Source organism: Trinickia symbiotica (assembly GCF_002934455.1).
GTDB classification, from domain to species: Bacteria; Pseudomonadota; Gammaproteobacteria; order Burkholderiales; family Burkholderiaceae; genus Trinickia; species Trinickia symbiotica.
Map to the genome: position 1 here is coordinate 72,059 of NZ_PTIR01000005.1, position 25,102 is coordinate 97,160.

At 66.5% G+C, this 25,102-nt stretch carries 23 protein-coding genes; 11 read left to right on the forward strand and 12 right to left on the reverse strand.

What is annotated here, in order from left to right; all coding sequences use genetic code 11:
* Nucleotides 1–177: 177 nt before the first annotated feature.
* From pqqA to B0G57_RS09700, 5 genes are all read left to right on the forward strand, one after another.
* Complete coding sequence (gene pqqA / locus B0G57_RS09680) at nucleotides 178–252, forward strand: pyrroloquinoline quinone precursor peptide PqqA (protein ID WP_102607172.1); 75 nt, start codon at nucleotides 178–180, stop codon at nucleotides 250–252.
* A 270-nt stretch (nucleotides 253–522) separates the two neighbouring features.
* Nucleotides 523–1,473: a metallophosphoesterase family protein gene (locus tag B0G57_RS09685; RefSeq protein ID WP_018442412.1), complete on the forward strand. Its 951-nt coding sequence runs from the start codon at nucleotides 523–525 to the stop codon at nucleotides 1,471–1,473.
* On the forward strand, nucleotides 1,470–1,865 hold the full coding sequence (locus B0G57_RS09690) for a cupredoxin domain-containing protein (protein WP_018442413.1): 396 nt from the start codon (nucleotides 1,470–1,472) through the stop codon (nucleotides 1,863–1,865). Before B0G57_RS09685 ends, B0G57_RS09690 begins: the two co-directional genes overlap by 4 nt.
* A 6-nt stretch (nucleotides 1,866–1,871) precedes the next feature.
* Complete coding sequence (locus B0G57_RS09695) at nucleotides 1,872–2,615, forward strand: RNA polymerase sigma factor (RefSeq protein WP_085952739.1); 744 nt, start codon at nucleotides 1,872–1,874, stop codon at nucleotides 2,613–2,615.
* Nucleotides 2,615–3,535 carry an anti-sigma factor family protein gene (locus B0G57_RS09700; RefSeq protein ID WP_018442415.1) on the forward strand — a complete coding sequence of 307 codons (921 nt, stop codon included), beginning with the start codon at nucleotides 2,615–2,617 and terminating at the stop codon, nucleotides 3,533–3,535. Before B0G57_RS09695 ends, B0G57_RS09700 begins: the two co-directional genes overlap by 1 nt.
* Nucleotides 3,536–3,556: 21 nt before the next feature.
* On the opposite strand, the gene B0G57_RS09705 is transcribed toward B0G57_RS09700, so the two are convergent.
* From B0G57_RS09705 to B0G57_RS09730, 6 genes are all read right to left on the reverse strand, one after another.
* The gene (locus B0G57_RS09705) at nucleotides 3,557–5,365 is read right to left on the reverse strand and encodes an ATP-binding protein (RefSeq protein WP_018442416.1); all 1,809 of its coding nucleotides are present in this window, start codon (nucleotides 5,363–5,365) and stop codon (nucleotides 3,557–3,559) included.
* A gap of 69 nt (nucleotides 5,366–5,434) precedes the next feature.
* Nucleotides 5,435–6,055, reverse strand: a complete 621-nt coding sequence (locus B0G57_RS09710; RefSeq protein ID WP_035469114.1) for a PqiC family protein — start codon at nucleotides 6,053–6,055, stop codon at nucleotides 5,435–5,437.
* Nucleotides 6,052–7,377 (reverse strand): MlaD family protein, encoded by a 1,326-nt coding sequence (locus tag B0G57_RS09715; RefSeq protein ID WP_020566398.1) that lies wholly within the window; start codon nucleotides 7,375–7,377, stop codon nucleotides 6,052–6,054. Before B0G57_RS09715 ends, B0G57_RS09710 begins: the two co-directional genes overlap by 4 nt.
* Nucleotides 7,374–8,639 carry a paraquat-inducible protein A gene (locus B0G57_RS09720; RefSeq protein WP_018442419.1) on the reverse strand — a complete coding sequence of 422 codons (1,266 nt, stop codon included), beginning with the start codon at nucleotides 8,637–8,639 and terminating at the stop codon, nucleotides 7,374–7,376. Before B0G57_RS09720 ends, B0G57_RS09715 begins: the two co-directional genes overlap by 4 nt.
* Before the next feature lie 97 nt (nucleotides 8,640–8,736).
* Entirely contained in the window at nucleotides 8,737–9,885 is a 1,149-nt protein-coding gene (locus B0G57_RS09725; RefSeq protein ID WP_018442420.1) for a DUF1501 domain-containing protein, read from the reverse strand.
* 3 nt (nucleotides 9,886–9,888) lie between these two features.
* A complete protein-coding gene (locus tag B0G57_RS09730; RefSeq protein ID WP_018442421.1) occupies nucleotides 9,889–11,535 on the reverse strand; it encodes a DUF1800 domain-containing protein in 1,647 nt (548 codons plus the stop codon).
* Nucleotides 11,536–11,765: 230 nt separating this feature from the next.
* Between B0G57_RS09730 and B0G57_RS09735 the strand changes: the two genes are divergently transcribed.
* Nucleotides 11,766–12,251: an aminoacyl-tRNA deacylase gene (locus tag B0G57_RS09735; protein WP_026229992.1), complete on the forward strand. Its 486-nt coding sequence runs from the start codon at nucleotides 11,766–11,768 to the stop codon at nucleotides 12,249–12,251.
* Nucleotides 12,252–12,298: 47 nt separating this feature from the next.
* Here the strand turns inward: B0G57_RS09735 and B0G57_RS09740 are convergent, their stop codons facing one another.
* The 3 genes from B0G57_RS09740 to B0G57_RS09750 are packed head-to-tail and all read right to left on the reverse strand — an operon-like array spanning nucleotide 12,299 to nucleotide 13,871.
* Nucleotides 12,299–12,823 (reverse strand): periplasmic heavy metal sensor, encoded by a 525-nt coding sequence (locus B0G57_RS09740; protein WP_018442423.1) that lies wholly within the window; start codon nucleotides 12,821–12,823, stop codon nucleotides 12,299–12,301.
* Nucleotides 12,820–13,272 (reverse strand): hypothetical protein, encoded by a 453-nt coding sequence (locus B0G57_RS09745; RefSeq protein ID WP_018442424.1) that lies wholly within the window; start codon nucleotides 13,270–13,272, stop codon nucleotides 12,820–12,822. The genes B0G57_RS09740 and B0G57_RS09745 overlap by 4 nt, the downstream gene beginning before the upstream one ends.
* A complete protein-coding gene (locus B0G57_RS09750) occupies nucleotides 13,269–13,871 on the reverse strand; it encodes an RNA polymerase sigma factor (protein ID WP_018442425.1) in 603 nt (200 codons plus the stop codon). The genes B0G57_RS09745 and B0G57_RS09750 overlap by 4 nt, the downstream gene beginning before the upstream one ends.
* A gap of 417 nt (nucleotides 13,872–14,288) precedes the next feature.
* Here B0G57_RS09750 and B0G57_RS09755 point away from each other — a divergent pair, with 417 nt between their 5' ends.
* From B0G57_RS09755 to B0G57_RS30870, 3 genes are all read left to right on the forward strand, one after another.
* A complete protein-coding gene (locus B0G57_RS09755; protein WP_018442426.1) occupies nucleotides 14,289–14,504 on the forward strand; it encodes a DUF3311 domain-containing protein in 216 nt (71 codons plus the stop codon).
* Nucleotides 14,501–15,973 (forward strand): sodium:solute symporter family protein, encoded by a 1,473-nt coding sequence (locus tag B0G57_RS09760; protein WP_018442427.1) that lies wholly within the window; start codon nucleotides 14,501–14,503, stop codon nucleotides 15,971–15,973. The genes B0G57_RS09755 and B0G57_RS09760 overlap by 4 nt, the downstream gene beginning before the upstream one ends.
* A gap of 110 nt (nucleotides 15,974–16,083) precedes the next feature.
* Nucleotides 16,084–18,753: a PIG-L family deacetylase gene (locus tag B0G57_RS30870; protein ID WP_018442428.1), complete on the forward strand. Its 2,670-nt coding sequence runs from the start codon at nucleotides 16,084–16,086 to the stop codon at nucleotides 18,751–18,753.
* 47 nt (nucleotides 18,754–18,800) lie between these two features.
* Here B0G57_RS30870 and B0G57_RS09770 read toward each other — a convergent pair whose 3' ends face one another.
* On the reverse strand, nucleotides 18,801–19,898 hold the full coding sequence (locus B0G57_RS09770) for a glycosyltransferase family 4 protein (RefSeq protein WP_018442429.1): 1,098 nt from the start codon (nucleotides 19,896–19,898) through the stop codon (nucleotides 18,801–18,803).
* Between the two features lie 335 nt (nucleotides 19,899–20,233).
* Here B0G57_RS09770 and B0G57_RS09775 point away from each other — a divergent pair, with 335 nt between their 5' ends.
* On the forward strand, nucleotides 20,234–21,031 hold the full coding sequence (locus tag B0G57_RS09775) for a sulfite exporter TauE/SafE family protein (protein ID WP_018442430.1): 798 nt from the start codon (nucleotides 20,234–20,236) through the stop codon (nucleotides 21,029–21,031).
* Nucleotides 21,032–21,110: 79 nt separating this feature from the next.
* Here the strand turns inward: B0G57_RS09775 and B0G57_RS09780 are convergent, their stop codons facing one another.
* Nucleotides 21,111–22,196, reverse strand: coding sequence for a glycosyltransferase family 4 protein (locus tag B0G57_RS09780; RefSeq protein ID WP_018442431.1), 1,086 nt, complete (start codon nucleotides 22,194–22,196; stop codon nucleotides 21,111–21,113).
* Nucleotides 22,196–23,443, reverse strand: a complete 1,248-nt coding sequence (locus B0G57_RS09785) for an oligosaccharide flippase family protein (RefSeq protein WP_026229995.1) — start codon at nucleotides 23,441–23,443, stop codon at nucleotides 22,196–22,198. Before B0G57_RS09785 ends, B0G57_RS09780 begins: the two co-directional genes overlap by 1 nt.
* 342 nt (nucleotides 23,444–23,785) lie before the next feature.
* Here B0G57_RS09785 and B0G57_RS09790 point away from each other — a divergent pair, with 342 nt between their 5' ends.
* Nucleotides 23,786–25,045, forward strand: a complete 1,260-nt coding sequence (locus tag B0G57_RS09790; protein ID WP_026229996.1) for a glycosyltransferase — start codon at nucleotides 23,786–23,788, stop codon at nucleotides 25,043–25,045.
* Nucleotides 25,046–25,102 lie beyond the last annotated feature (57 nt).

The following is a 25,102-nucleotide window of genomic DNA, read 5'->3' on the forward strand; positions in this document are numbered from 1 at the left end:
GTTCCATCCAATTCCCTCGCCCGCCGACACCTCGCAATCGATCAGGACTCCGAACGATTGCGAGGTCGCGCGGCTCGCCATCGCTTCCGATGGATATTCGGCATGGCGCTTGCTTCGACTGTCACGCCGCGCAGTTCGCCCGGCGCATCCGTATCGAATTTCTTCGAGGAGACAATCATGCAGTGGACCCCACCCGCCTACACCGATTTGCGCTTCGGCTTCGAAGTGACGATGTACATCGCCACTCGCTGAAGCGAAATGCGAAAAGCCATCAGCGATAAGCGATCGCAGGGAGCCGCGCGCCTCTTCGAGATGCGGCGCGCGGCGCCGACAGTATCCATAACGATGACCTCCCTCTAGTCCCCCTTACGCCGTTCGATCTCAAAGCGGGAATATTCCCGCCCCATCCCCGGTAATACGTGGCAAGGACGCCTCGATTTGCATCGACGTCCGAAACGTCATGCGATCGGGCCTGCCAGGCCCGCCACGTATCTCGACATTCGATTACCGGGAGAGAAGGACATGGATGACAACGATAAAGGCCGTATCGAAAGCGGCCGGCGCGACTTCCTCAAATGCATGGCATGGGCGGGCGCGGGGACGCTATGGCTCATGCAAGGCGGCGTGCTGCAGGCGCGCACGCTCGGCGACGCGGACACGGCCGATGCAAGCCGCAACGCGACGTTCAGCTTCATGCAGATCAGCGATTCCCATATCGGCTTCACGAAGGCGCCGAATCCGGACGTCACCTCGACACTGAAAGCCGCGCTCGGGCGCATCGACGCGCAACCCGTACGCCCCGATTTCATCGTGCACACCGGGGACCTCACGCATCTGTCGAAGCCCGACGAGTTCGATACGGTCGCGCAGCTCATGCGCGCCTCGCGCACGCAACAGCAGTTCTATGTGCCCGGCGAGCATGACGTCATCGGCGACAACGGTGCCGAGTTCTTTCGCCGCTTCGGCCACGAGGAGGCCAGTCCAGGGGGATGGTACAGCTTCGATCATCGCGGCGTGCACTTCATCGCGCTCATCAACGTGCTGAACCTCAAGGCAGGCGGCCTCGGCTGGCTCGGCCCCGATCAGCTCGCGTGGCTCAAGAACGATCTTGCGGGCCGCTCGGCCGAGACGCCGATCGTCGTCTTCGCGCACATGCCGCTTTGGGCGCTTTACCCGTCGTGGGGATGGGGCACCGACGACTCGGGCGAAGCCCTTGCGCTGCTGAACCGCTTTGGCTCGGTCACGGTCTTGAACGGGCACATTCACCAGATCCAGCAAAAGGTGGAAGGCCATGTCACGTTTTATACGGCGCGCTCGACGGCCTACCCCCAGCCGGCGCCCGGCGTCGGCCCGGGGCCGGGCCCGCTCAAGGACCTGCCGGCCGGCAAGCTGGCCGACTATATCGGCGTGCGCTCGGTGCGCCGCATACAAACCGGCGGGACGCTCGCATTGACCGAGGAGACCTTGGCATGACTCGCACGAACCTCCAACTTGCGCGGCGTCGCGTCGTAAGCGTCTGCCTGGCGGCCGGGGCACTGGTCCCGTTCGTCTTTCTCGCGCCCGCCGCGCGCGCCGGCGACACCGCTGCGCCATCGCCCTCGGGCGGTAAGGCGACCACCTACAACGTCGAAATCCGCAACTTCGCGTTCGAGCCGAAGGAGATCACCGTGCCGGCCGGCGCGCGCATCGTCTGGGTCAATCGCGACGAGGAACCGCATCTCGTCGTCAGCGTCGGCGGGGCGTTCAAGCCCTCGCAGGCGCTCGACACGAACGATTCGTTCGCGACCGTGCTCGCGAAGCCCGGCACCTATCAGTACTACTGCGGGATTCATCCGATGATGGTCGGACGGATCGTCGTCCGTTGAGCGCTCATGCGATCGACTACCGCGAGCGGTGACACGGGAATAAACTGGGCGCGCGGCCGGTATAGAGCCGTAAAACCCGGAGGGGCCACGGTGGCCGAGATCGACAGCAAGGGTGGACGCTCGCGCGACGACGCCGAGCGCAGCCGACGCTTTCAGCAGATGGCGCTGCCGCATCTCGATGCGGCCTACAACCTTGCGCGCTGGCTGGCCGGCAACGCGAGCGACGCGGAAGACATCGTCCAGGAGGCGGTCATGCGCGCGTTCCGCTTCTTCGATTCGTTCCACGGCGAGAGCGCGCGGCCGTGGCTGCTCGCAATCGTGCGCCGCACCTGGTACACCGAGTGGCAACGGCGCAGCTCCTCCCACGAGGTGGCCGCGTTCGACGACGAGATCGAGCAGGCCGACGATACGGCAATCGACGGCTGGAGCACCGCGCCGAGCGATCCGCAGGCATTGCTGATTCGCGAGGAGAATACGCGCCTCGTGCACGAGGCGCTCGCCCAACTGCCGGTCGAGTTCCGCGAAGTCCTCATCTTGCGGGAGCTGGAGGACATGAGCTATCGCGACATCGCGGCCATCGCGGATCTTCCGATCGGAACGGTCATGTCGCGCCTGACGCGCGCGCGGCGCAAGCTCGCGACATTATTGAAAGCGCGGCTCGCGGCGGGCAGCGCCGGCGGCTCGCAAGCGGCAGCGCCGATGAGTCGGCAACCGCCCGAGCCCGGCCCAATTTGCGAGGGAGACGCCTGATGGAGTGCAAAGAAGTGCGGCCGCTCATCGACGCGTACGTCGATCGCGAGCTTTCCTCGTCCGAAGCCCGACACGTCGAAGCGCATCTCGAACAATGCCCGGAGTGCCGCCGCGAGAGCGAAGCCGTACTCGGCGTCAGCCGCATCGTACGCCAGGCCGCCTATCACCGAGCGCCGGAGCCACTGCGTTCGCGCATCGTGGCAGCGCTGCCGCAGGCGGCGCCCGAAGCTGAGCCCGAAGCAAGAACCGAACCCGGGCCGGCTCCGGAACCGCGCCGCCCCGCACGCAACAGGTCATGGCTCGATGGATGGCGCCTGCCACGCTTCGCGGGCGGCGGCGCGGCGGGCGCGCGTGCGGGAGCCGGCACCGCGCCCCGCTTCGGCACGCTGGGCACCGTAGGCGCCATGGGCTTCGCGCTCTTCGCGGCGGCGGCCGTCGTCGCCGTCACGATCGCGCTCCATCCGCGGCAGACGGCCTCGGGCGCCTTCGTCGACGAACTCGTTTCGAGCCACGTTCGCGCGCAGTTGTCGGGACGCGACATCGATGTCGTCTCGACCGATCAGCACACGGTGAAGCCGTGGTTCAACGGCCGGATCGACTATGCCCCGCCCGTCGAAGACCTCGCATCGAGCGGATTCGCGCTGGTCGGTGGGCGCCTCGACTACATCGGGCATCGCCGCGTCGCCGTCCTCGTCTATCGCTATCGCAAGCATGTCGTCGACGCCTATGTGTTCCCCGATGCGGAATCGGGGGCGGCCGCCGAGGCGGAAGCCGGCGCGCCGGCGCTCGTAAGCGACGGGTATGCGCTCGTCCGCTGGCGCGAGCATGGCATGGTCTGGTGGGCCGTCACCGATGCCGCCCCCGACGTGCTGCGCCGGTTCGAAGACGCGATGCACGCGAGGCTCGCCGCGGGAGGCTGATGCGAAAGAGCCCCGACCGAACTAGGCCTCCGGCACGGGCGATTCGTCGATGAACCGCAACAGGCTCGTCGGATCGACCGGCTTCACGAAATGATCGTCGAATCCCACTTCGCGGCTGCGGTTGCGGTCCGCTTCCTGACCGTAACCCGTGAGCGCGGCGAAACGGCACCGGTCAGGACCGAGCGCGGCGCGCAATCGGCCGATCAATTGATAGCCATCCATGACGGGGAGCCCGATGTCCACGATGGCGATATCGGGCACGAACTGATGGATGACCTGCAGCGCGGACGCCGGGTCGTAGACGGCCCGCACTTCGTGGCCGCACTCCGAAATCAGCAGCGCGAGCGCTTCGACGCCATCGACGTTGTCGTCGACGAGCAGCACGCGTCGCGGCCGCGGCGCGCGTCTTTTCACGACCACCGCCTCGTGCGCACGAGGCTCGCCCGCCTCGCGCGACGCATCGCGCCGCGACGGCTGGCCCGGCAGGCGAATCGTGAACTCGCTGCCCGAACCGGGGCCGTCGCTCCTCGCGCTCACGGTTCCGCCATGCAATTCCACCAGGCTTTTGACGAGCGCGAGGCCGAGACCGAGGCCACCCTCGGCGCGATCGACACTGCGCTTGCCCTGGAAAAACAGCTCGAAGACGTGCGGCAGCATCTCCTTAGGGATGCCTGAGCCGTTGTCGCGCACGCTAACGGCGATCATATCGTCGCTTTCGCGCGACGCCGACAGCGTGATCTTTCCTCGCTCGGCTGTGTAGCGCGCGGCATTCGTCAGCAGGTTGGAGACGACTTGCGCGATCCGCGCCGCGTCGACGATCCACTTCAAATCGGCCTCGACGTCGACGACCAACTCGTGTCCGCGCTGCTCGAGCAGCAGACTCGCGACCTCCACCGCATTCGCCAGCACGTCGGCAACGCGCACCGTCCGCTTCTTGAGTTTGATCTTGCCGCGTATCACGCGCGACACGTCCAGCAGATCGTCGACGAGGCCCACCAGATAGTCGACCTGGCGCTGAATGATCGCGAGCTCATGCGAAATACGAGGGTCCGGATGCATCCGTATGAGCTGCAGCGCCGTCACGATCGGCGAAAGCGGGTTGCGCAGTTCGTGGCCCAGCATCGCGAGGAACTCGTCCTTCACCGCCTCGGCTCGGCGGCGGCGCTCAATCTCCGCCTCGAGCGCGGCAGCTTTCTGCTGCCACTGCGCGATGAGCCGAAAGGCATCGGATTCCGTGGCTTGCTCGAGCACCTCGCTCGGCAGCACATGCGTGTGAGCCCGGCAAATACGATCGAAGATGCCGCTTCGCTCCGCGTCCCGGAACAAGTCATCCGGGTACGCGCAAAAAAGCGTGAACGAATAGCGCCTGGCGAGCTCGTTCCAGAGTTGCTCGAGGCGCACGGCGGCTTCGTATTGCCCCGACGCGCAAAGCACGGCGACCATCTCGCCGTATGCGTGGACGGGCGCGTTCGCGGCCGTCATGCTCACCACTTTTGCCAGCAGACCACCGATCGTCGCAAAGAAGCGCCCCTCGTCCGGCCAGCCGTCCACCATGAATTCGGCGAGTGCCGCCTCCGCATCGACGGCCTCGAAGCGCCCCTCGATCGCGGGCGATGTGTCTTCGTCCGTGGCGCGAAATGCAGCGATGCGAGGGACGACAAGGGAAAGATGCGGGCGCGTGGCGATCACGATCACGCCGCCTCGGCGACGCAGCGCATCGCTTGCAAATTCGACAACCTCGTCGATCAGTTGCCCGTCCGAGTGATAAAAGCGGACGAAGTGTCCGGTGGCATGGTCTGGCCGAATCAGCGCGCGGCCGGCGGGCTCCATAGGGTCTCCATGCTTTATCTTTGGAAAAACAGGGCAAGCACTTGGCATGCCTGCCAGTGTGCTGTCCCATCAATGGCCGCCGATCGACTCCGAGATCCGATCCGCGAGTTCGCCCATCGCACGGCTCAGCGCGGCCGCCTGCGCCGCGGCCCCGCTGCCCGAACCGTGTGTCGCGAGGGTCGTCTCGCGCGTCAGCACGGGCTGGGCCCCGCGCCCCGCCATCAAGGTCCACGCCGCCTGCAACGTCAGCGCGCCATTCGCGTCGGCATCGAGATCGAGGACGGTCACCACGAGCTTGCGAGTATCGGCCGGAGCCGGCGCGTCCGGAAACACGAACGCTCCGGCCGGCAGGCGGCTATAGAGATCCTGCGCCAGCACGCCGCGCATCATCTGGCCCAGCGGCGCGCCCCAACGGTCGCTGTCGCCGACGGTAAGACGGTTCGGGGCCACGCGCGTCACGACTTCGGGGCGATCGACCATCGCCGGAATGTGTACGGCGGTGAGCTGGACGGGCGGCAGTGGTCCGGACGCGATCGGCGCCGACGCGGGGACGGCATCGAGCGCGAAATAGTGAGTCGGTGGGCTATGGCCGCAGCCGGCCGCGAGCATCGTCGCGCACAGCATCGTCACTGCCGGTAATCTCAGCGTCGCCTTCCGCCATGCCCGGGTTCGCTTAGTTCTTCGCTTCATTGTCCGCCCCCTTGTCTGCCGCGCACGAGCGCCTCCGGATGGCGGTCGAGGTAGTCGGCCAGCGCGCGGACCGAGCGCGCCATATCGGTCATCTCGCGCAACGCGGCCGGCAGATCGTTCTGGCTCGTCGCATCGCCGCCGATCGTGCGGTTCGCGGCGGACACGGCATTGTCGGCGGCGCTCGCCGTTTCGCGCAGTTGCGCGACGAGCGGGCCGACCTGCGGCGACACCTCCCGCATCGTGCGATCGATCTCGGTCACGGCACGGTCGATATGCGCAATGCTGTCGGCCACTTGCGGCGACGAAGCGAGCGCGCCGACGCGAGCCGCCACGCGGCGAACGTCGTTGCCTGTTTCCGTGATCGGGAGCGCGTCGATCTTCGTCATCACATGATTGGCCTTGTTCATCACCTGGTCCGCCTTCGATGTGATCGAATCGATATCGGGCTGGGCGATGCTCGGGATCACGGGCGCATCCGCACCGACCATCAGAGACGCCGGCGGCGCGCCGGACACGAATTCGAGCTTCACCTTGCGTGGACCGACGAGCGGCGGATCCTGCGCGAGGCTCGCGCGCAGCCCCTCGCCGACGAGCCGCTTCATCATGTCGTCGACGACGGGGCGCCAGTCCCCGTTCGCGGGCCGCGCCACTGCACCGATGCCGAGCCGCGAGGGTTCGATCGCGATCCGCACGGGCGTGCTCAGCGTGCCGGTAGCTGGGTCATAAGCGAGGTGGACGCTCGTGACGGCGCCGACCTCGAAGCCGCGCAGCTCGACCGGCGCACCGTCCTCGAGCTTGCCGACGGCGCCGTCGAACCGCACGTCATAGGCGATGGCCGGTCCCGAGGAAGCCGTCAGCACGGGACGCTTCGTGCTGCCCGTGAAGTGCCGGGCCGGCTTGCCCGGTCCGGGCTCCATGGCGATTTCGGGCCCCGACAGCAAATCTTTGAGCGAAGACGGGTCGCTGATATCGAGCTCCGCGCCTTTCAAGAAGAATCGCGTCCCGCTGCGCAGGTAGCGATCCTGCTTGCGATCGATTTCGAGCTTGACGTCGACATGCTGTCCGTCGGGCGCGAGCTCGACGTCGGAGACGTCGCCGACCTTCACGCCGCGCAGGGTCACCATCGTATCGCCGGCCTTCATGCCGTAGGCGTTGTCGAAAGTGACGGTGACAGTTTCCCCGCTATGCGTCAGCGCGCGGATGCCGAGCCACCCCGCGACGCCGAACGCCGCGATCGGGACGGCCCAGATCCAGCCGGGCCAGGCGCTGCGACGCACCTCGGCCTGCGTGCGCCGCAATCGGGCTTCGCGCGTTTCGGTCATGGCAGCGTTCCGGGGGGCGTGGGCAAGCTCGCGGGCGGCGAGCGGCGCGGCTCGTTCGCTCGCCTTTTCCTCGTATGCACGTCCCACATGAGGCGCGGATCGAAGGCGCGCGAAGCCAACATCGTGAAGAAGACGACGAGCGCGAAGGCCGTCGCGCCCGGCGCCGGCCGCGCGGATGCCATGTTGCCGAAACTGATCAGCGGCACGAACGCGGCGATCGTGAAGACGTCGACGTTCGACCAGCGTCCGAGCTCGTCGATCCATCGATAAAGATGCGCTTTGACACGCAAATGCCGGCGCGAGCGGCGCAGGACCGAAGTGATGAACCATGCCATGCCGACGATCTTCGCGACCGGGATCACGATGCTCGTGCAGAAGATGAGAACGCCGAGCGGCCACAGGCCGACCTTGAACAAGTCGCCGACGCCGTCGATGATGCGTGCCGAGATGTCCTGTCCCATCTCTGTCGAGATCGTCATCGGGTAAAGGTTCGCGGGCACGGTGAGAGGAAGCGCGGCAAGCGAGAGCGCGGCGGCGCGGATGACCGCATCTTTCTTGCGCGTGCGCAGCGTCAGTCCGCAGCGCGGGCACGGATACCCTTCGAGCTCCATCGGTGAGATGAGGTCGCAGGCGGTGCACGAGAGCGCCGGCTCACCCTTATGAGGCCAGTGCTCAGGCTCGAGGGCGCGCCAGACCGTGCGGCTGTCGAGCGTCGCCCGAGTCAGCATCGACATCAGCGCGGCAACCACGAAGCAGTATCCGCCGGGGCCGACCGTGCCCGTCAGGTTCTGCGTCACGCGTGAGTAGCCGATGAAGCAGCCGACGAGGAAGACATCGGGCATGGCCCATAAGTCGAGCGAAAGCGTCCAGCGGTAGAGCGGGCCGAGCCCCTTGAAGCGCCAGCCGAGCAACACCGCGCCGAGCGCGAGCGTGAGGCCGCCGAAGCGAAAGAACGGCAGCACGATGCCGAACGTGCCGAGCAGCGCCGCGAGTATCGGGTAGCCGCTTCCCCACATCTGAACAATGCCCGAACCCAGCACCGACGTGCGCTCGCCGTTCAGCAAGTGAACACTCATGAGCGGCGCCAGGTTCGCGGGGAACAGCAGCACGAACGTTGTCAACGAACACGCCAGCGCCGCGCCGATACTGCGACCGCTCCTGCGCTCGAGCGGAAAGTGGCAGACACGGCAGCGCGCCATCATGCGCCGCGTGAGCGGCGGAATGTCCTCGAGCGCACCGCATTCGGGGCAGCCGATCGTCATGTCACCTCGCTTTCGACGAGCCTGCGATTCCAGCCGTCGTGCAAGCTTCGTTCCAGACGCGCGATGAGAGACCTAGGTCAGCTGCCCCTGCCCCTGCTCAAGCCTTGACGAGCCCCTCGAACGGCTTACTTTCGCTTTTCCGCAAGAACAGTGCCGCCGCTGTGCGATGCCCGTCGAGCCCGAACGTTTCTGCCGCCGCGCCGGCAATCACGGCATCGAGCGAAGCCGTCGGCTTCAAATCGCGTCCCTCGTAGAGGTCCGCGTTGCGCAAGCCAGGCCAGTCCGCCACGACGCGCCCGCCGGCCACGGCGCCGCCGAGCAGCATCGCCACGGAGCCGGTGCCGTGATCGGTTCCACCCGTCCCATTAGCCGCGGCCGTTCGGCCGAACTCCGTCGCGACGAGAACGGTCGTGTCGGCCCAGACAGGGCCGAGGCCATCCCGCAGCGAGGCGAGCATCGTGTCGAGCGCCTTCAGTTGCGCCGCCAGCCGCCCGTTCTGCGCGCTGTGCGTATCCCATCCGCCCGTCTCGATCATCGCGATGCGCGGACCGTCGTCACGCGCGAGAAAGCCGGCGGCCAGCTTGCCGATGCCAGCCGGATCCTGCTTCGCCCCGGTCGGCCCGCCCATCTCGCGCGTCGCCATCGCGGCGTTCCAGAGCGGCCCCAGCTGAGCGTCGCGCTCGTAGAGCTGGCCGACGCGCAGCAAGAGATCGTCGGACGGGCCGGGCAAGCCCGAAGGGGCATACGAAGTCACTTCGGACTTGCCGCGCAGCGCCGTCGGCACCGTCGGCGCAATGGCGATCGCCTGCGCGCGACTCGTCGGCAGCATGCCGACGAGTCGGTTCAGCCAGCCGTCGCGAAACTGATACGGCGCGGTGCCGCCCGTCTCGAGCACGTTCTGGCCGTCGAAATGTGAGCGGTCGCGATAAGGTGTGGCAACGGCGTGGACGAAGAGCGCCTGGCCGGCCGCATAGAGCTCCGCCGTCCGTTGCAGCGACGGATGCAGCGCGAATGTGCCGTCGAGCTTCCTGGCCGCCGAGACGTCGACCGTGAGTTCGCGCCGCAAGGCGGCATAGGCGGGCTCGGCGTAGGGCGCGACGATATGGAGGCCATCGGCGGCGCCGCGCTGAATGATGAAAACGAAGCGACGCGTCGTCGCGGCGCGCGCGAACGCGATATACGGAGCCACGAGCATCGCGCCCGCCCCCGCCGCCGAGACCGTCAAAAATCTGCGACGCGAAACCATGGTCTACCTCCGTTGAAAATCGGGCGAGACGAGCAGCAGCGCAAGCGCCGTCGGGGCGCTTTCCGCGCGCGAGATTTCAAGCGCGGTGGCCGGCTCGAGCGGCCCGCCCATGAGCCGCGGACCGAGCTCGCGCGCATCGACGCCGTCGCCCACGCGCGCCGCGAGACGCTGCGCGAGCTCGACGCGCCGCATCAGCGCATCGGGTGCCGCCCAGCTCGCCGCCACGTCGTCATAGCCGGCCGGCGAGCCGGGACGCCAAACGGGCTGGCCGAGCTGGGTCAGCATGGGCGCCGCGTGTTGCCGATCGTCGAGCCGCGGCACGCCGATGCCACGCAGCGCGGAGATCGTCCAGTCCCATGGCGTCTTGAACTTCACCGGAAGCGGCGCCCAGGCTTCGGGCGATGCGATTAAGGCGCGGTAGACGGTCGGAAGATCGCCGCCGCTTGTCTCGAATGCGCTCGCGAGCCGCTCGATCGTCGACGGGCTCGGATTGTCCGAGACGAAATGGCGCGCGAGCTTGAAGGCGATATGGCGCGCCGTGGCTCGTGAGGCGGCAAGATCGTGGAGCACGGCAACCGCCTGCGCCTCACCTTCTTCGGCATAGCGGCGCCCCATGATCGTGCGCTGGCCGGGTTCGTGCAGCTCGGGGCGGAAGATGAAATTGCCTGCTACCGGCTGAGGCGCTGCCGGCTGAGGCGCTGCCGGCTGAGGCGCTACCGGCTGAGGCGCTGCGGACCGAGACGCCGGAGACTTCCCCATTCCCGCCATCGTCTTGGTCATGCCGCCCGCGCGGCCCCCTTGCGGACCGACGACGCTCCAACCCGTCAGTGCACGCGCGAACTCGGTGACGTCGTCCTGCGTGTAGCCCGTGCGCACGCCGAGCGTATGCAGCTCCATGATTTCGCGCGCGAGGTTCTCGTTCAACCCGCGCGGGTGTGCCGGATCGCGCACGCTCGCACGCAACGCCGCGACGCTGTCGGGACCGACCGAGCGAACCTGATCGAGGAAAATCTGCATCGCGGGATGGCGCTCGACGGCGACCACCAGTTCCTCGAAGGTGCCGAGCACATAGGGACGGATCGCCTCCGCCTCGAATGCGCCGGCCAGTGCCGCTACTTCGGGCTTCTCGGTCGAGATCGCGAAGTGATTGGCCCAGAAGTGCACGAGGCGCTCGACGAAGGGCGTGTTGGTCGCCAGCGCGCTGTTGACACGCGCGTCCACCGCCGACAGATAGGCGTCGCGCACTTCCCTACGCACGGCCTGCCTCGCCGCTTGCTTGGGAGTCTGACCGGCGGCCTGGCTGGCGATAGCCGCATTGGCCGGCTGGCCGCGCGCTCGCTCGGGATGGCGATTCGGCGCCGGATTCAAGGCGCGATTCGCCATCGCATCGCCTCCCTGGCTCGCCCCGCGGCTCGCGGCCGCTTCGCTCGCCGCTTTCGCCGCGGCCTCGCGGCGCGCCTCGGCATACCGCTCGAACGCGACGTTCGCGCCGGGCTCGCCCGCCCATGCTGCCGGCCACGGCTCATAGGCATCGAGCTGCTCGAGCAGCCACGCTCTCGGATCGGCGGGGGCCGCGTCGTCGGGGCGCGCGCCGAGGCCGAACCGGTTGAGCGCAATGCCGGCGGCGGTCAAATGAAGTTTGTCGGCCATTCTCCCCTCGTCCGTGCGATGGATACCTGCATTAAACGGGGATCGTCCGATTTTTCCGTCGCACTTTTTTGAAAAAACCCGGAAAGTCCGTTCCGGAATCGGGGGCCTTGCCGCGCCCGTCCCCAAAGCCGCCTATGCTATGAGAACCTTCCGCGAATCCGGCGCGCTCCCTCATCGGGCCGCTTCCGTGTTGCGGAAGGGTTCACTCGTCCTATCGAAGGAGGTGCGCCATGTCCATGTCTACCACCCTCGAGGAGTGCCTGCGCACCACGGGCGCCCGCTACGACATCGTCCGTCACCCGTACAGCCATTCGAGCGTCGAGACAGCCGTGGCCGCGCACGTGCCCGGCGACCGCCTCGCGAAGACCGTCGTTCTCGAAGACGAGCACGGCTACGTTGCGGCGGTGCTGCCGTCGACGCATTCGGTGCGGCTGTCGGAGCTTTGGGCCAAGACGGGGCGCCATTTGACCCTCGCCAAGGAAACCGATATGCGCGAGTTGTTCAAGGATTGCGATCTGGGCGCGTTACCGCCGGTCGGCACGGCCTATGGCATGCAGACGTATCTCGACGAAGCGCTCACGCGGCAACCCGACGTCTACTTCGAAGCCGGCGACCACGAAGCCCTCGTCCATATGGACGTCGACCAATTTCTCGCGCTCATGGGGAACGCGGAACGCGTACGGTTTGCCCATCGCAATCAGAGCACGTCGGTCTGACCGAAACGCGGCTTCGAACCGCGGGTTCGCGCCGCGGCTCGGGCGGTCTAGCGGTTCGCCGAGGCCGCTGCACCTGGCGATGCAGCCGTGCCCGAAGCGGCTCGCTCGGGCTCGCGCCATTGCCCCCGCGACCTGAGGCTCTGCGCGAACGTCGCACGCTCGTCGAGCGTCAGCGTCGCGACGAAGTCCGCGATGCCTGTCTCGACGCGCGTACGCACGGCAAGATCGGCATCGCGCGTCCTCGCGAGCGCCGCATCGAGCGCGGCGCGGTCGAACGGCTGCGCGCCGATCGCGTGCAGTACCTCTCGTCGACCTGCGCGCGCCGCCTCTGCGAATGGCCGGCCTGCGCGGCGCGCCTCGCGCAACGCGTCGGCGAACTGTCTGCGCCGCTCGGGCGACAGATCGGCCGCCGCGAAACGCAGTGCATGCGGGTCGGCTCGCGCGGCCACGGCTGCCGCGGAGGCATGGCGCGTCGTGAACCATTGATAAGCTGCGCCGGCAATCCCGCCCAGCAGGAAGACATTCAGCGCAAGCGAGCCGATGATGGCCAGCTTCCAACCGCGGGCCGTCATTCCGCACTCCCGTCCGCAGCGGTGGGACCGAACGCCGTCGTCAGATAGCTGGGCTCTTGCGGGCCGGCGGGCGGCGGGTTGCCCGTCAGCATCAGCAGCGACACCGCGAGCGCGCCCACCACGCCGCCGGCCAGCCCTACGCCCGCGAGCGCGGCCCCGGGCCACCAATGCCCGAGCCAACGGCCCAAGCGGCGGCCGACTTTCCGGTCCGGCCGCCGCGCGCCGGCATCCGCGAGAATGCGGCGCTCCAGCGCGCAACTTGGGTCCGCGATCAGGTCGCGCGCCAGGTACGCGTCGAGCCGCTCGGCCTCGTCGAGCAAAGCGCGCGCGGCATGGCGATGCTGAGCGGCCCAGCTTTCGGCCGATGCACGTTCTTGCGCGGGCCATCGACGCGCATCGCCGCCGTAAGCCTGCACGATCTCGCCAAAACGTTCGGGTGTCATCGTCATCGTCGATTTGCCTTTTCCTTCGGGTTGCCGTGGGCGCCCTCGAAAAGCAGCGCCCGCATGTTGCGGCGCGCCCGCGACAACAGGCTTTCGAGCGCCTCGACGGTGATGCCCATGAGCCCCGCCGCCTCGATGTTCGAAAGCTCCTGGTAATAGCCGAGAACGAGTGCCTCGCGCTGCCGCACGGGCAACGCCGCCAGCGCCGCACGCACGCGCGCCCCCTCCTCGCGCGCCTCGAGCTTCGCCTCGAGCCCCGGCTCGTTGGCCTCTTCGATCCCACCGGCGAGTCCGGTCGCGCATTCGGCATCGTCCGTGGACGGCAGTTCGCGACGCGCGCGCAATCGGTCGTAACAGAGGTTGAGCGCGACGCGATGCAGCCACGTATCGAAGCGCGCTTCGCCCTCGCGCCAATGCGGCGCTTGCTTCCAGGCTCGCACGAATGTCTCCTGCGCCACGTCCTCGGCTTCCATGCGATCGCCGAGCATGCGCTGAGCGAGCGCGATGACTCGCGGCAGCTTGCGCGCGACGAGCTCCCGCGCGGCCGCGGGATCGGAGCGGCCCACGCGCGCGACGAGCTCGGCGTCCGGGTCCTGCTCGCTCAACGGGCACCGCTCCACGGCCAGGCGCCGGGCGCCGTGCCGCCGGCCACCACGCCATGCAGGGACTCGGTCTTGCCTGTCACTGTTTCCGCTCCTTCCCTTCGATCTTTCAGCGTTTTTTCGGCCGGTGACAGCACCGGCGCGGTGGCCGCCGGCGATGCCGGACGGAGGTGTCTTCTCGTTTAAACGCACGACGCGGAAAAATCCGTCGCTGCGTCAATGGTAAGGAGATTCCCTAACTTTGCCGCTGGGCTGGTGAAAGACAATCGGCCGCTGCGCCTTGGCTCTCGGCGAATCCACCGCCTGCGCACACCCTGGCCCGCTTTTTGAAATCCTTTACGCGGCGAAGGTATCGGGCATAGAGTCGTGACGCAAGTGCGCTCTTCGTCGTCCAACTGGCCTTCCAGGAGTGAAACCACCATGTTGCTTCGGTTGCTCGCCGCGCTGCCGTTCATCGGCGTGCTCGTCGGCGTCCCCTTCGTCAATCGCGTCGAACCGCTCGTGCTCGGCATGCCGCTCGTGCTGGCCTGGATCGTCGCCTGGGTCGTGCTGACGGCCATCATCATGGCCGTCGTCTACTGGCTCGACCCGGCCAACCGCGTATCGGGCAAAGCTGCCGAGGAGGTCCACTCATGAGCAGCGCGCTTCTCATCATCGCCGCCTTTACCGTGCTCGCCCTCGTGCTCGGGGTGCGCGCCCGTCACGGGCACGATATGAACCTCGAGCAGTGGTCCGTCGGCGGCCGCAGCTTCGGCACCGCCTTCGTCTTTCTGCTGATGGCGGGCGAAATCTACACGACGTTCACCTTCCTCGGCGGCAGTGGCTTCGCCTACGGCAAGGGCGCAGCCGTTTTCTATATCCTCCCTTACGCCACGCTCGCCTACATCATCTCGTACTGGCTGCTGCCGCCGATCTGGCGCTACGCCAAGGCGAACCGGCTCGTGTCGCAGCCGCACTTTCTGTCGAGCAAGTATTCGAGCCACGCGCTCGGCGTGCTCGTCGCGGTCGTCGACGTGGTCGCGCTCGTCCCTTATCTCGTCCTGCAGTTCAAGGGGCTCGGGATCATCGTCGAAACGACCTCCTACGGCGCGATTCCCCCGGCCGCCGCGATCTGGATCGGGGCGATCGTCGTGACCGCCTACGTCACGATATCGGGCGTGCGCGGCTCGGCCTGGAATTCGGTCATCAAGGATCTGATGATCCTCGGCGTCGTTCTCTTCCTCGGCATCTATCTGCCGATCCACTACTACGGCGGCATCGGATCGATGTTCCATGCAATCGACGCGGCCAAGCCCGGCTTCCTCTCGTTCCCCGAGAAAGGCTCGAGCGTGTCGTGGTTCCAGTCCACGGTGCTGCTGACGGCGCTCGGCTTCTTCATGTGGCCGCATACGTTCGCCTCGTGCTTCACGGCGCGCGACGAGCGCGTCTTCCGGCGCAACGCCGCCATTCTGCCGATCTACCAATTGATCCTGCTGTTCGTCTTCATCGTCGGCTTTTCGGCGGTGCTGAAAGTCCCGGGACTCAAAGGCAGCGATATCGACCTGTCGCTCTTCAAGATCTCGCTGCAGACGTTCGATCCCTGGTTCGTCGGCGTGATCGGCGCCGCGGGCGTGCTGACCGCTCTCGTGCCGGGCTCGATGATCCTCAATGCCGCCGCCACGCTGATTGCCAACGACATCTATCGCGGCGCGATCGACCGCGCCGCGCCTGATGCGCGCGTCGGTCAGGTCGCGCGCATTCTCGTGCCGATCATCGCGCTCGTGGCCGTCGGCTTCACGCTGCATGGCGGCGAAACGATCGTCGCGCTGCTGCTCATGGGCTACAGCTTCGTGACGCAACTGTTCCCGGCCGTCATCGCAAGCCTCGCGGCGCGGCGCTGGGTCACGAAACAAGGCGCATTCGCCGGCATCGTCGCGGGGGTCGCCATCGTCGCCATCACGACACTGACGCATGCGAGCATCGGCTCGTGGTTCCCGTTCCTGCCCGACAAGCTCAAGGATCTCAACATCGGGCTCGTCGCGTTGTCGCTGAACATCATCGTGCTGCTCATCGTCAGCGCGCTCACGCAGCCGCGCGCGGCGGAGCAATCGCATGCGCATACGTAGTCAGCATATGAGGGCTAGCGCACAGGCGGACACACGCGGCGCCGGCACGACACGGTAAGCTCCTTGCCTTGGCGGCGGCGGGAGCGCGCCGCCTTCCGGGGGGAATTTTCATGCCATCGAAGAAGCCGCTGCCAGCTTCGCTCTGGTTCGCCGTGCTCGCGCTGCTCATCGGCACACTAGGGTTTTCCGATCTCATCGCGTTGCGGTACTTCCAGTCGCCGCCGGCCGCGCAGGCCGCCACGCCGTTCCGGCTGCCGGCGGATTGCGGCGCCGGCACGCTCGTCACCGTCGTCGCCCACCTCGACGACGACCTCCTCTTCGTCAATCCCGGCATCACCGATCGACTGCGCGCGGGCTGGTGCATCGTCACCGTTCATCTCATCGGCGGCGCGAACAATGCGAGTTTCGGCTACGTGCTGACGCGCGAGCGCGGCGTCCGCCAGGCCTATGCGCGAATGGCCGGCGTGCCCGACCAATGGACGGAATCGACCGTTTGGATCGCGGGCGAGCCCGTGCACAGGATGGTCTTGAACGCGGCACCGCATGTCGTGCTGCTCGAGGTGCGCTTGCCCGGCGGTCAGGTGCGCGGCGGGCGCGTGCCGCTCGGGTTGCTGTGGGACGAAGGCGAAACGATCGCCACTTACCCAATGACCGAAGGGAATCCCCGTGGGATGACTGAAAGGAATCCCCGTGGGATGACTGAAAGGAATCCCCGTGGGATGACCGAAGGGAATCCCGGTGGGATGACCGAAGGGAATCCCCGTGAGATGACCGGAGGGAATCCCGGTGGGATGACCGAAGGGAATGCCCGTGGTACGAGCAACACAGCCGACAACCACGCGAGCGGCAGCCGCATCGCCGCGCATTACGATCGCGCCCACATCATCGCCACGCTAGGCGACATCCTCTCGAGCGCCAGCGAGATCTATACGCTCAATCCCGATACCCTGCCGTTCCTCGAACACCCGGACCACATCTACGCAGCGCGAATCACGCGTGAAGCCGCGCGAGAGATCGGCACCAAAGCCCCGATCGTCTATCACCTCACCTATGTGACGAGCGCGCTGCCGGCGAACGTGCCGGCCGAGAAGACGCAGAGAAAGCGCGACGAAGTGGCGAGCTACTTCGCGATCGACAGCGATGGCGGCAGCACGGAGCAGGTGTTCGGCGAATACGAATGGAACGGCGACTGGGTCGCACGCCGCTATTTCTTAGACGGCAAGGCCGGCGACGGCATGCCCCCCGTCAGCCTCGTCAACGATCGAACGAGCGAGTGCCTCGCCGAGCCGGGTCCGAACGCGACGGGCGGCCCGGCATCGCCGCGGCTGGCGGCCTGCGACGGCAGCCTCGCGCAGCAATGGCGCTGGCGACCGTTGGCGAGTTATCCCGGCAGTGCGCACGATGCGGCGCTCGTGAGCGTCGCCTCGTCGCGCTGCGTGGCCGAACGCCGCGCCACGCTCGTCGAGGAACCGTGCGACGCGAGCGATATCGCCCAGCGTTTCACGCCTTGGGACTTCGGCATCGTGCGCACGCCGCTCAACCACTGTCTCGGCGAGAAGGACGGCGCGCCCGCCCTGGCCGCCTGCAGCGCGCGAACGGCCGACTATCGCTGGACCATGACGCCGCACTCGCGCTGGACGGACTTGCGCTTGTCGGCCGCGATGTATGGCGACGTGACGGGCGACGGTGAGCCGAGCGCCGTCTATGTCGAGCGCCGCGGCGACGGCCCCGGCTTCGACGTCATGGTCGCGCCGCTTGCACCGGAGGCGCACGCGACCCGCTGGTACGGCAACGTTGTGCCATTCGACAGCAAGGCCATCGTGCCGACCTGTCGCGGCGATGCGCTTTGCTTCGACTCCACGCGGTTTCTGCTCGCCGACTTCGAAGGAAAGGGCCGAGCCGATCTGATGGCCATCGCGCCGGCGGAGGACGGCGGCACCGCGTTCTGGCTATTGCCGAACGAAGGTGGCGCGTTCGGCGCACCGCGCCTCTGGTACAAGACCACGCCCACACTCGCGCCCGAACGCGCGCAGCAATACGTGGCGGGCGACTTCGACGGAGACGGACGTGCCGACGTGATGGCGGCCCAAATCAGGCCGGACGGCCGTGGCGACGACTTATGGGTGCTGACGAGCCGAGGCGGCACGGGCAATGCCCCATCGTTATGGCGCGCGGCAGCGCCGCTCGCACCCGCGACACAATTCTTCGCGGCACGCGTCCATGGATCGTCGCGCACCGGGCTCATCGCGGTTGACGACGGCGACGGCGCACTAGCCGTTTCGTCGATTGCAAGTTCGGGCCGGGCATTCGCCGCGCCATCGAATAGGCAGCGTTTCGCCGGTTTGCCGTTCGAGCGCGCGAAGATCGCGGTGGGCCCGCTCGATGAGGCAAACCAGAGCGATGGCGGACTTGATGGCCTCGTTGTATTCAGCGCGCGCCAACCGGACACCGTGGACCACGCGAACATCGACGTCTGGACGATTGTGCCGGGTCGGCGATTCGCGGCTCCCACTCATGCGGGAACGATCGCCCAGGTCTCGTGGGCCGATATGCTGCCCGCCCTCGTGACGCCCCGCGACGCGACAGGTGGCCGGACGCCGGTCGTCGCGCTCTTCGAGCGCACGAATGCACCGCTCGATGAATTCCACTTCACGGGTGGCGCGCCCGCGTTAGCCGCCTATCCGCTCGACTCGCAAGGCAAACGGATTGGCTCGCTCGAGCGCTACTCGCAGTTGCCGGGCCGCTATACGGAAACGCTGCGCCTCGATCGGCTGCAATAGACGCGCAGTTGGGCCGCCCTGCTCAGCGAGCCCGACCGGACCGGTTTTTATCCGATCACTTGGCGTGCGATCGCGAGATAACGCTCGGCGGTGTCCTCGAGCGTCATTCCTTCGAGCGGCCGCTCCGTTCGCGGCTCGCCGAGCGCCGCGGCAAGCGCGCGCCCGTAACGCTCGGTATCCGATGTATCGATGAGCTGCACGCCGGGCCAGCCGCGCGCGAAGTTGAACGAGGGAATCGCGTTCGCGACGATCGGTATCCCCGATGCCAGCGCTTCGAGAAAGCCAATGCTGTGCGCCTCGAAACGAGATGGCATGGCGAACACGCTCGAGGTGCCAAGGATCTCGTCCACGTTTCCCTGCGGCCCTCTGATCTCGACGCGCGAAGCGATGCCGAGTTCATCGGCGAGCGCGGAGACAGCATCGTGATAGGCGCGATCCTCGATCACGCCGCACAGCAGGAGGCACGCGTCGGGCTCGAAGTCGAGCATGCGCTTGAACGCGCGCACCGTCTGGAGCTGCCCCTTCTCCGCAATATAACGCCCCACCTGCACGACCCGCTTCGAAGGGGCCGGCGCGCTCGTGCCCTCCTGCTCGTCGCCGGCCGCGATACGTTCGTCGTTGAGCGCCTTGCGAAAGCGCGCGGCATCGACGCCGTTCGGCACGACGACGAGCGCCGGATGGCGGCCGATCGCCTTCAGATATTCATCGACGTTTTTCTGCGACACGCCGATGACGGCCTTCGCACGCAGCGACAAAAGACGTTCCGCACGCTGGAGCAGATTGTTTTCGAGGAAGTCGTTGACGCCCGAGTGCATGACCCAGACGATCGGCACTCGAACGGGCAAAGCCCGCACGTAGAGCGCGGGTATCGTCGCATGCGCGAAGATGACGTCGGGCTTGAAACGCCGGATGGCGCGATAGAGAAAAAGCAGGCGGCCAAGCTTCTCGTAGCGCCGCGACGGAAAAACGCATGTGACGCGATGGGCTGCGAGCTCGCGGGCGGCGAGCGCGAAGTCGCCGTGCGCAGGCAACAGCGAAGCGATACAGACTGTGTGTCCGCTTTGTTGATGATCGATCGCGATGCCTTTGACCAGCATCTCAGCGCCCGAAAGGCGAGGCGCAAGGATCAGCTGAAGTATGCGCATAGTGTCTTTCTCGTCCCCTATTCCCCACCGCTTCGCCCCCCCGCGAGGCTTCGGCAATCATCATTCATATGCGCCGAACAGTCGCCTTTGCGCCTGCACGAAATTATCGCGCGCCTCTCTGGCCCATCCGCCAACTTGTAGTACCTTTCAGTCGGTCCGCTCGCCACAGGGGCGGCTGGACAAAACCTTTTTTCCCAGCAGCAAAACAAGCGCCCGCTCGCAGGTTTTGCGACAATGGCGGTCTTTGACGCCCGAATTTGCGTCGCGATGCCCGCGGCGGCCGATCGTTTCAATCACCACCTGCGCCGCAACGCGCGGCTCTCCTTATCGAAAACATGGTTTTGCCCCATATCGATCCGCTCTATTCGCTGTCCGGCCTTGCGGTGGGCTTCCTCGTCGGGCTGACGGGCGTCGGCGGAGGCTCGCTGATGACGCCGCTGCTCGTGCTGCTCTTCGGCGTGCATCCGGCCACCGCCGTCGGCACCGATCTGCTCTACGCCGCGGTGACCAAAGCCACCGGTACGCTCGTGCACGGCTTCAAGGGGTCGGTGGACTGGCGCGTGACGGGCCGCCTCGCGGCGGGCAGCGTGCCGGCGGCGGCCGTGACGTTATGGCTGCTTCATCGCTACACCACGCATTCGCCTGCGTCGACCGCCTTTCTCCAAGTCGTGCTCGGGGTGGCCTTGCTGATCACGTCACTCGCGCTCGTGCTGCGTCCGCAACTGACCGCCCTCGCCAGCCGCCTGAACGCCGGACAGCGTCAGGAATCGCCCGCTCGCACGGCCTTCTGGACGATCGTGACGGGCGCCGTGCTCGGCGTGCTCGTCTCCCTGACATCGGTCGGTGCCGGCGCGATCGGCGTGACCGTACTGCTGCTGCTTTACCCGAGGCTGCCGACGTCACGCATCGTCGGCTCAGACATTGCGCACGCGGTGCCGCTCACGCTCGTCGCGGGCATCGGTCATTGGCTGCTGGGATCGGTCGATGGTGCAATGTTGCTCTCGCTACTGATCGGCTCTCTGCCCGGCATCGCCGTCGGCAGTCACCTGTCCTCGCGCTCGCCCGAAGCGCTGCTGCGCAATCTGCTCGCCGCGGTGCTCGTGCTCGTCGGATTGCGACTCGCCATGATCTGATGCTTCGATGCCGCGATCGAATCGAGTCACGCGAAACCATCGGACGAGCTGCGAGCTGCGAGCCGCAAAAGCGTCCGATTCAGACCCGAAGTTCCGCATCCCGATGCCGCGCCACGCGCCGCGCCACGGCCAGATATTGCTCAGCCGAGTCCTGCAGCGTGAGGCCTTTGAGCTCGCGCGCCGCGCGCTGTTGCCGAAGCGCTCTAAGCAGCGCGCGCGCATAAGCGGCCGTATCGTCCGTATCGAGAAGCTGCACGCCCGGAAAATCCTGAGCGAACGTGAACGGCCCAATGGCGCTCGCGACGATGGGAATGCCCGACGCGAGGGCTTCGAGAAACGCGATGCTGTGACCTTCCGAATAGGACGGCATCGCGAAGACGCTCGCTTCGGCGAGCATTTTCTCGACGTCGGTGCGCGGACCTTCGACGACGACCGACTCGCCGAGCCCGAGCTTGTGGACGAGTTCGACCACGGCGGCGTAGTAGTCGGGGTCTTCTATGACGCCGCATAGCACCAGGTGAGCGTCGGGCGCCTCACGCAAGACCTCTGCGAAGGCGTGCACGGTCTGTATCTGGTTCTTGACTTCCGTGTAGCGCCCGATCTGCACGATCTGCGGCTGACGCACCACGTCGTCGGGCGGTACGTGGTTCAGAAAGCGAGCCGTGTCGACGCCGTTCGGAATCACGATCATCAGCGGGTGCGGCCCGACATTGGCGAGGTAGTCCTCGACGTTCGTCCTCGAGACGCCGACGACGGCCCGCGCGCGCGCCGAGAGAATGCGCTCGACGCGCCGAAAGAGCTGGCGCTCGAAATCGTTCGTCGCCGAGTGCATGACATAGACGATCGGCGCGGCGATCGGCAACGCACGTACATAAAAGGCCGGAATCGTCGCGTGCGCGAAGATGACGTCGGGCCGCATCGAGCGGACGACCTGAAAGAGATGCCAGAGCTTGCCCGCGATCGAATGGCGCTTGCGCGGAAAGCGACAGGCCACGTCGTTATGGGCGAGTTCCCCCCGCAGCGACGCGAAGTCGCCGTGCTCGGGAAGGAGCGAAGTCACGCACACGACGTTGCCTTCGCGCCGCTGGTGCACCGCGAGTTCCTTGGCGAGCACCTCGGCGCCCGACAGCCGCGGCGCCAGGACAAGATGCAAAATGCGCAACATCAGCGAGCCTTTACCGTTCGATAAAGCATCCACGCAACAGCGGTTCCGAGTCCTGCCGTCATGCCCCAGGCGATACCAGTTACGCCCCAATAATGCGTCGCGGGCGGCACGACGGAGAACAACACGATCACCTGCATCACAGACGCGTGCGTCGCCGCCTTCGCATCGCCGACGGCGCGCAGATAGGCGACGAGCACGGCGATGAGCGCACCGAGCGACATGTTGATGACGAATATGCGAAAGAGCGGCACGGCCGACATCCACTGCGCGCCGAGCACGAGCGAGAAGAGCGGCGCGGCGAGCCAGCGAAGCAGGAGCACGACGACGGCAAGACCGACGACGGCGGCCGCGAGATAGAGCTTGAAAATACGCGCCGCCTTTTTGGCATCGCTGCGGTGATGCGCCGAGAAAGTCGGGAAGAGGTACTGCGACATCGCGATTGCCGCATCGGCGAGCAGCATCTGCGCAAGTCGCGAAGACATTTGATAGGCGCCGAGTTGCGCCGGCCCGAGCATCTTGCCGACGACGATCTTGTCGAACTGGTTGAGCACGAGATTGACGACGCTGCTCGCCCAGATCCAGCGCGAGAACGCGACGTAATGGCCGATGCCGTGCCAGCGCACGCGCAGCGGCGGCCGCGGCGTCATCGTTGCCCACGTGAGCGTGCTCTTCAACGCCTCGCCGAGCGCCATGCCGATCAGCACCGAGTAGGCGCCGGCGCCCCCGAGCGCGAGCAGAAGGCCGACCGAGCAGTCGGCCATCGCCGCCGCAATCTCGACGAACGCGATGTGCTGAAAGCGGCGTTCCCGCTGAATGACGAAGTAAGTCGGCGACGCGATGCCGCGAATGAGCGGCAGCAAAGCGGCGAGTTGCAGCAGCAACAGCTCGCCCGTCATATGAAACTGACTCTCCATCAGCGGCGCGAGCGCGACGAGCAACAGCCCCACGAAGATGCCGCGCGCGACGAGCGTCGTCCAGACGGCCGAAAGCTCGTCACGCGTGGGGGCTTCGCGGCCCTGGATCACCGCCTGCGCCAAACCTGTGTCGGAGAGCGACTCGGCAATCGCCACGGCCAGCAGCGCCACGCTGACGCTGCCGATCGCGGCCGGCCCGAGGATGCGCCCGATCGCAAGAAACTTGATTGCGACGAGCCCGCGCACCGCCACCTGTTGGAGCAGCACCCACGTTGCGGCGCTCGCACCGAGGCTCGCGCGCACCGACAAAGCCGCGACCCTGCCTGCTCTCACTTCCCTGCCCCACAAATCACTCACGTGGCCTCACGATGGCAAATCCTACTTAATTGAAAGATTGGTGGAGGACAAAGTAGCGTGTAGACGGCAGCAATAAGCGCCATCAAATAGGCATTCCACGCCAGCCTTCGTGCATCCCCTGTCTTTTTCCGCCAACGCACCAGTAAATTGGCGTCCCTCAGCTTTGCGCCGGTGCTAGTGTTTCGCCATCGGTACTACGAGACGCGCCAGCGCGCGACAATCGAATACGCGATGACCAATGCAATCTCCCCCCCAGCAGCACATGCCATTCCCGAGGCAGTCCCCAAGACGTTGCAGCCACCGGCGCAGGCCAAACTCATGCGGGAAAGCGTGCTCATCATCGAGCCCAACTTCACCGGACACCGGTGGCGCTATGCGCAATGGGCCGCCGAAGCCTATACGGAAGCCGGCTATCGCTGCCTCATCGTGACGGAATCGCGCAACGAGGATCATCGGCTCGCGCGCAAGATCGTGGCGGCTGGCCGCAACGATCTCGAGATCGCCTTCGTCGATCCTCCCGAGCCGTGGCGCAACGCGCTGTCGCGGCTCGAGCGCATTCAGTATGTTCGCTATCACCGTTATTTCCGGTATGCATACGGGCTTCTGAGCGACTTTCAACCGGTGGCGCTCGTCGTCGTGCCGTACGTCGACTACTTTCTTTATGCGCTGCCGTTCCTCGGCTCTCCGTTCGGCGAAACACCGTGGATCGGCATTACGATGCGCGCCACGTTCCACCATAGGAAAGTCGGCGTGAAGGCGCCCGACCAAAAGGTGGCCAATACCGTCAAGTCGCTTCTCTTTCGCCGGGCCATGCGCGCGCCGGGCATTCGCGCGCTGCTGTCGATCGACCCGACGCTGCCGGAATGGAGTGCGCGCGCGCTCGGCTCGCGCGGCGCGGCGATCCGGTACCTCGCCGATCCGTTTCCCGACGCACGCGCGGACGATCCCGCGCGCGCCCGCGAGCGGCTCAGATTGTCGAGCGGCCCACATCTGCTCGTCTACGGATCGATCACCGAGCGCAAGGGCATCCGCGAGCTCGTCACGGCGCTCGAGCAGATGAGTCGCGACGAACAGCGCGCCGCGCAAGCCCCCACGCTCGTCGTTGCGGGCGAGCAGGACGCCGCGACGCGCGAATTCCTCGCGTTTCATGCGCAGCGCCTCAAGCCGGCACCGGTACTGCTCGATCTCTTCGTGACGAACGAGATGGAGCTCGATCTCTTTTCCGCGTGCGATGCGGTCTGGCTCGGGTACAAAGGTCACTACGGAATGAGCGGCGTGCTCGTGCAGGCGTATCGATTCAAAAAACCCGTCATTGCAACGGCAGACGGGCTCATCGGCTGGTTTTGCCGCAGCGGCGAGATGGGCCCCGTGATCGACGATCTCTCACCCCAGGCGATCGTCAGCGCCGTCGAGAACGTATTCGACGACAAGCGCTCCGACGATCCGTCGAGCGCCGCTACTGCCGCTACTGCCGCTACTGCCGCAAGTACCGCACTCGGTGGCCCGTCGCACGAGCAATTGCTCGAACGCAATACGCTCGAGCAGTTCAAGCAAACGCTGCGGGAAGCAATGGAATAAAAAGGTCGAGACGGCGGCGGCCACAAGTCAGGTTAGGGCCGCGCCGCTCGCTTGCCC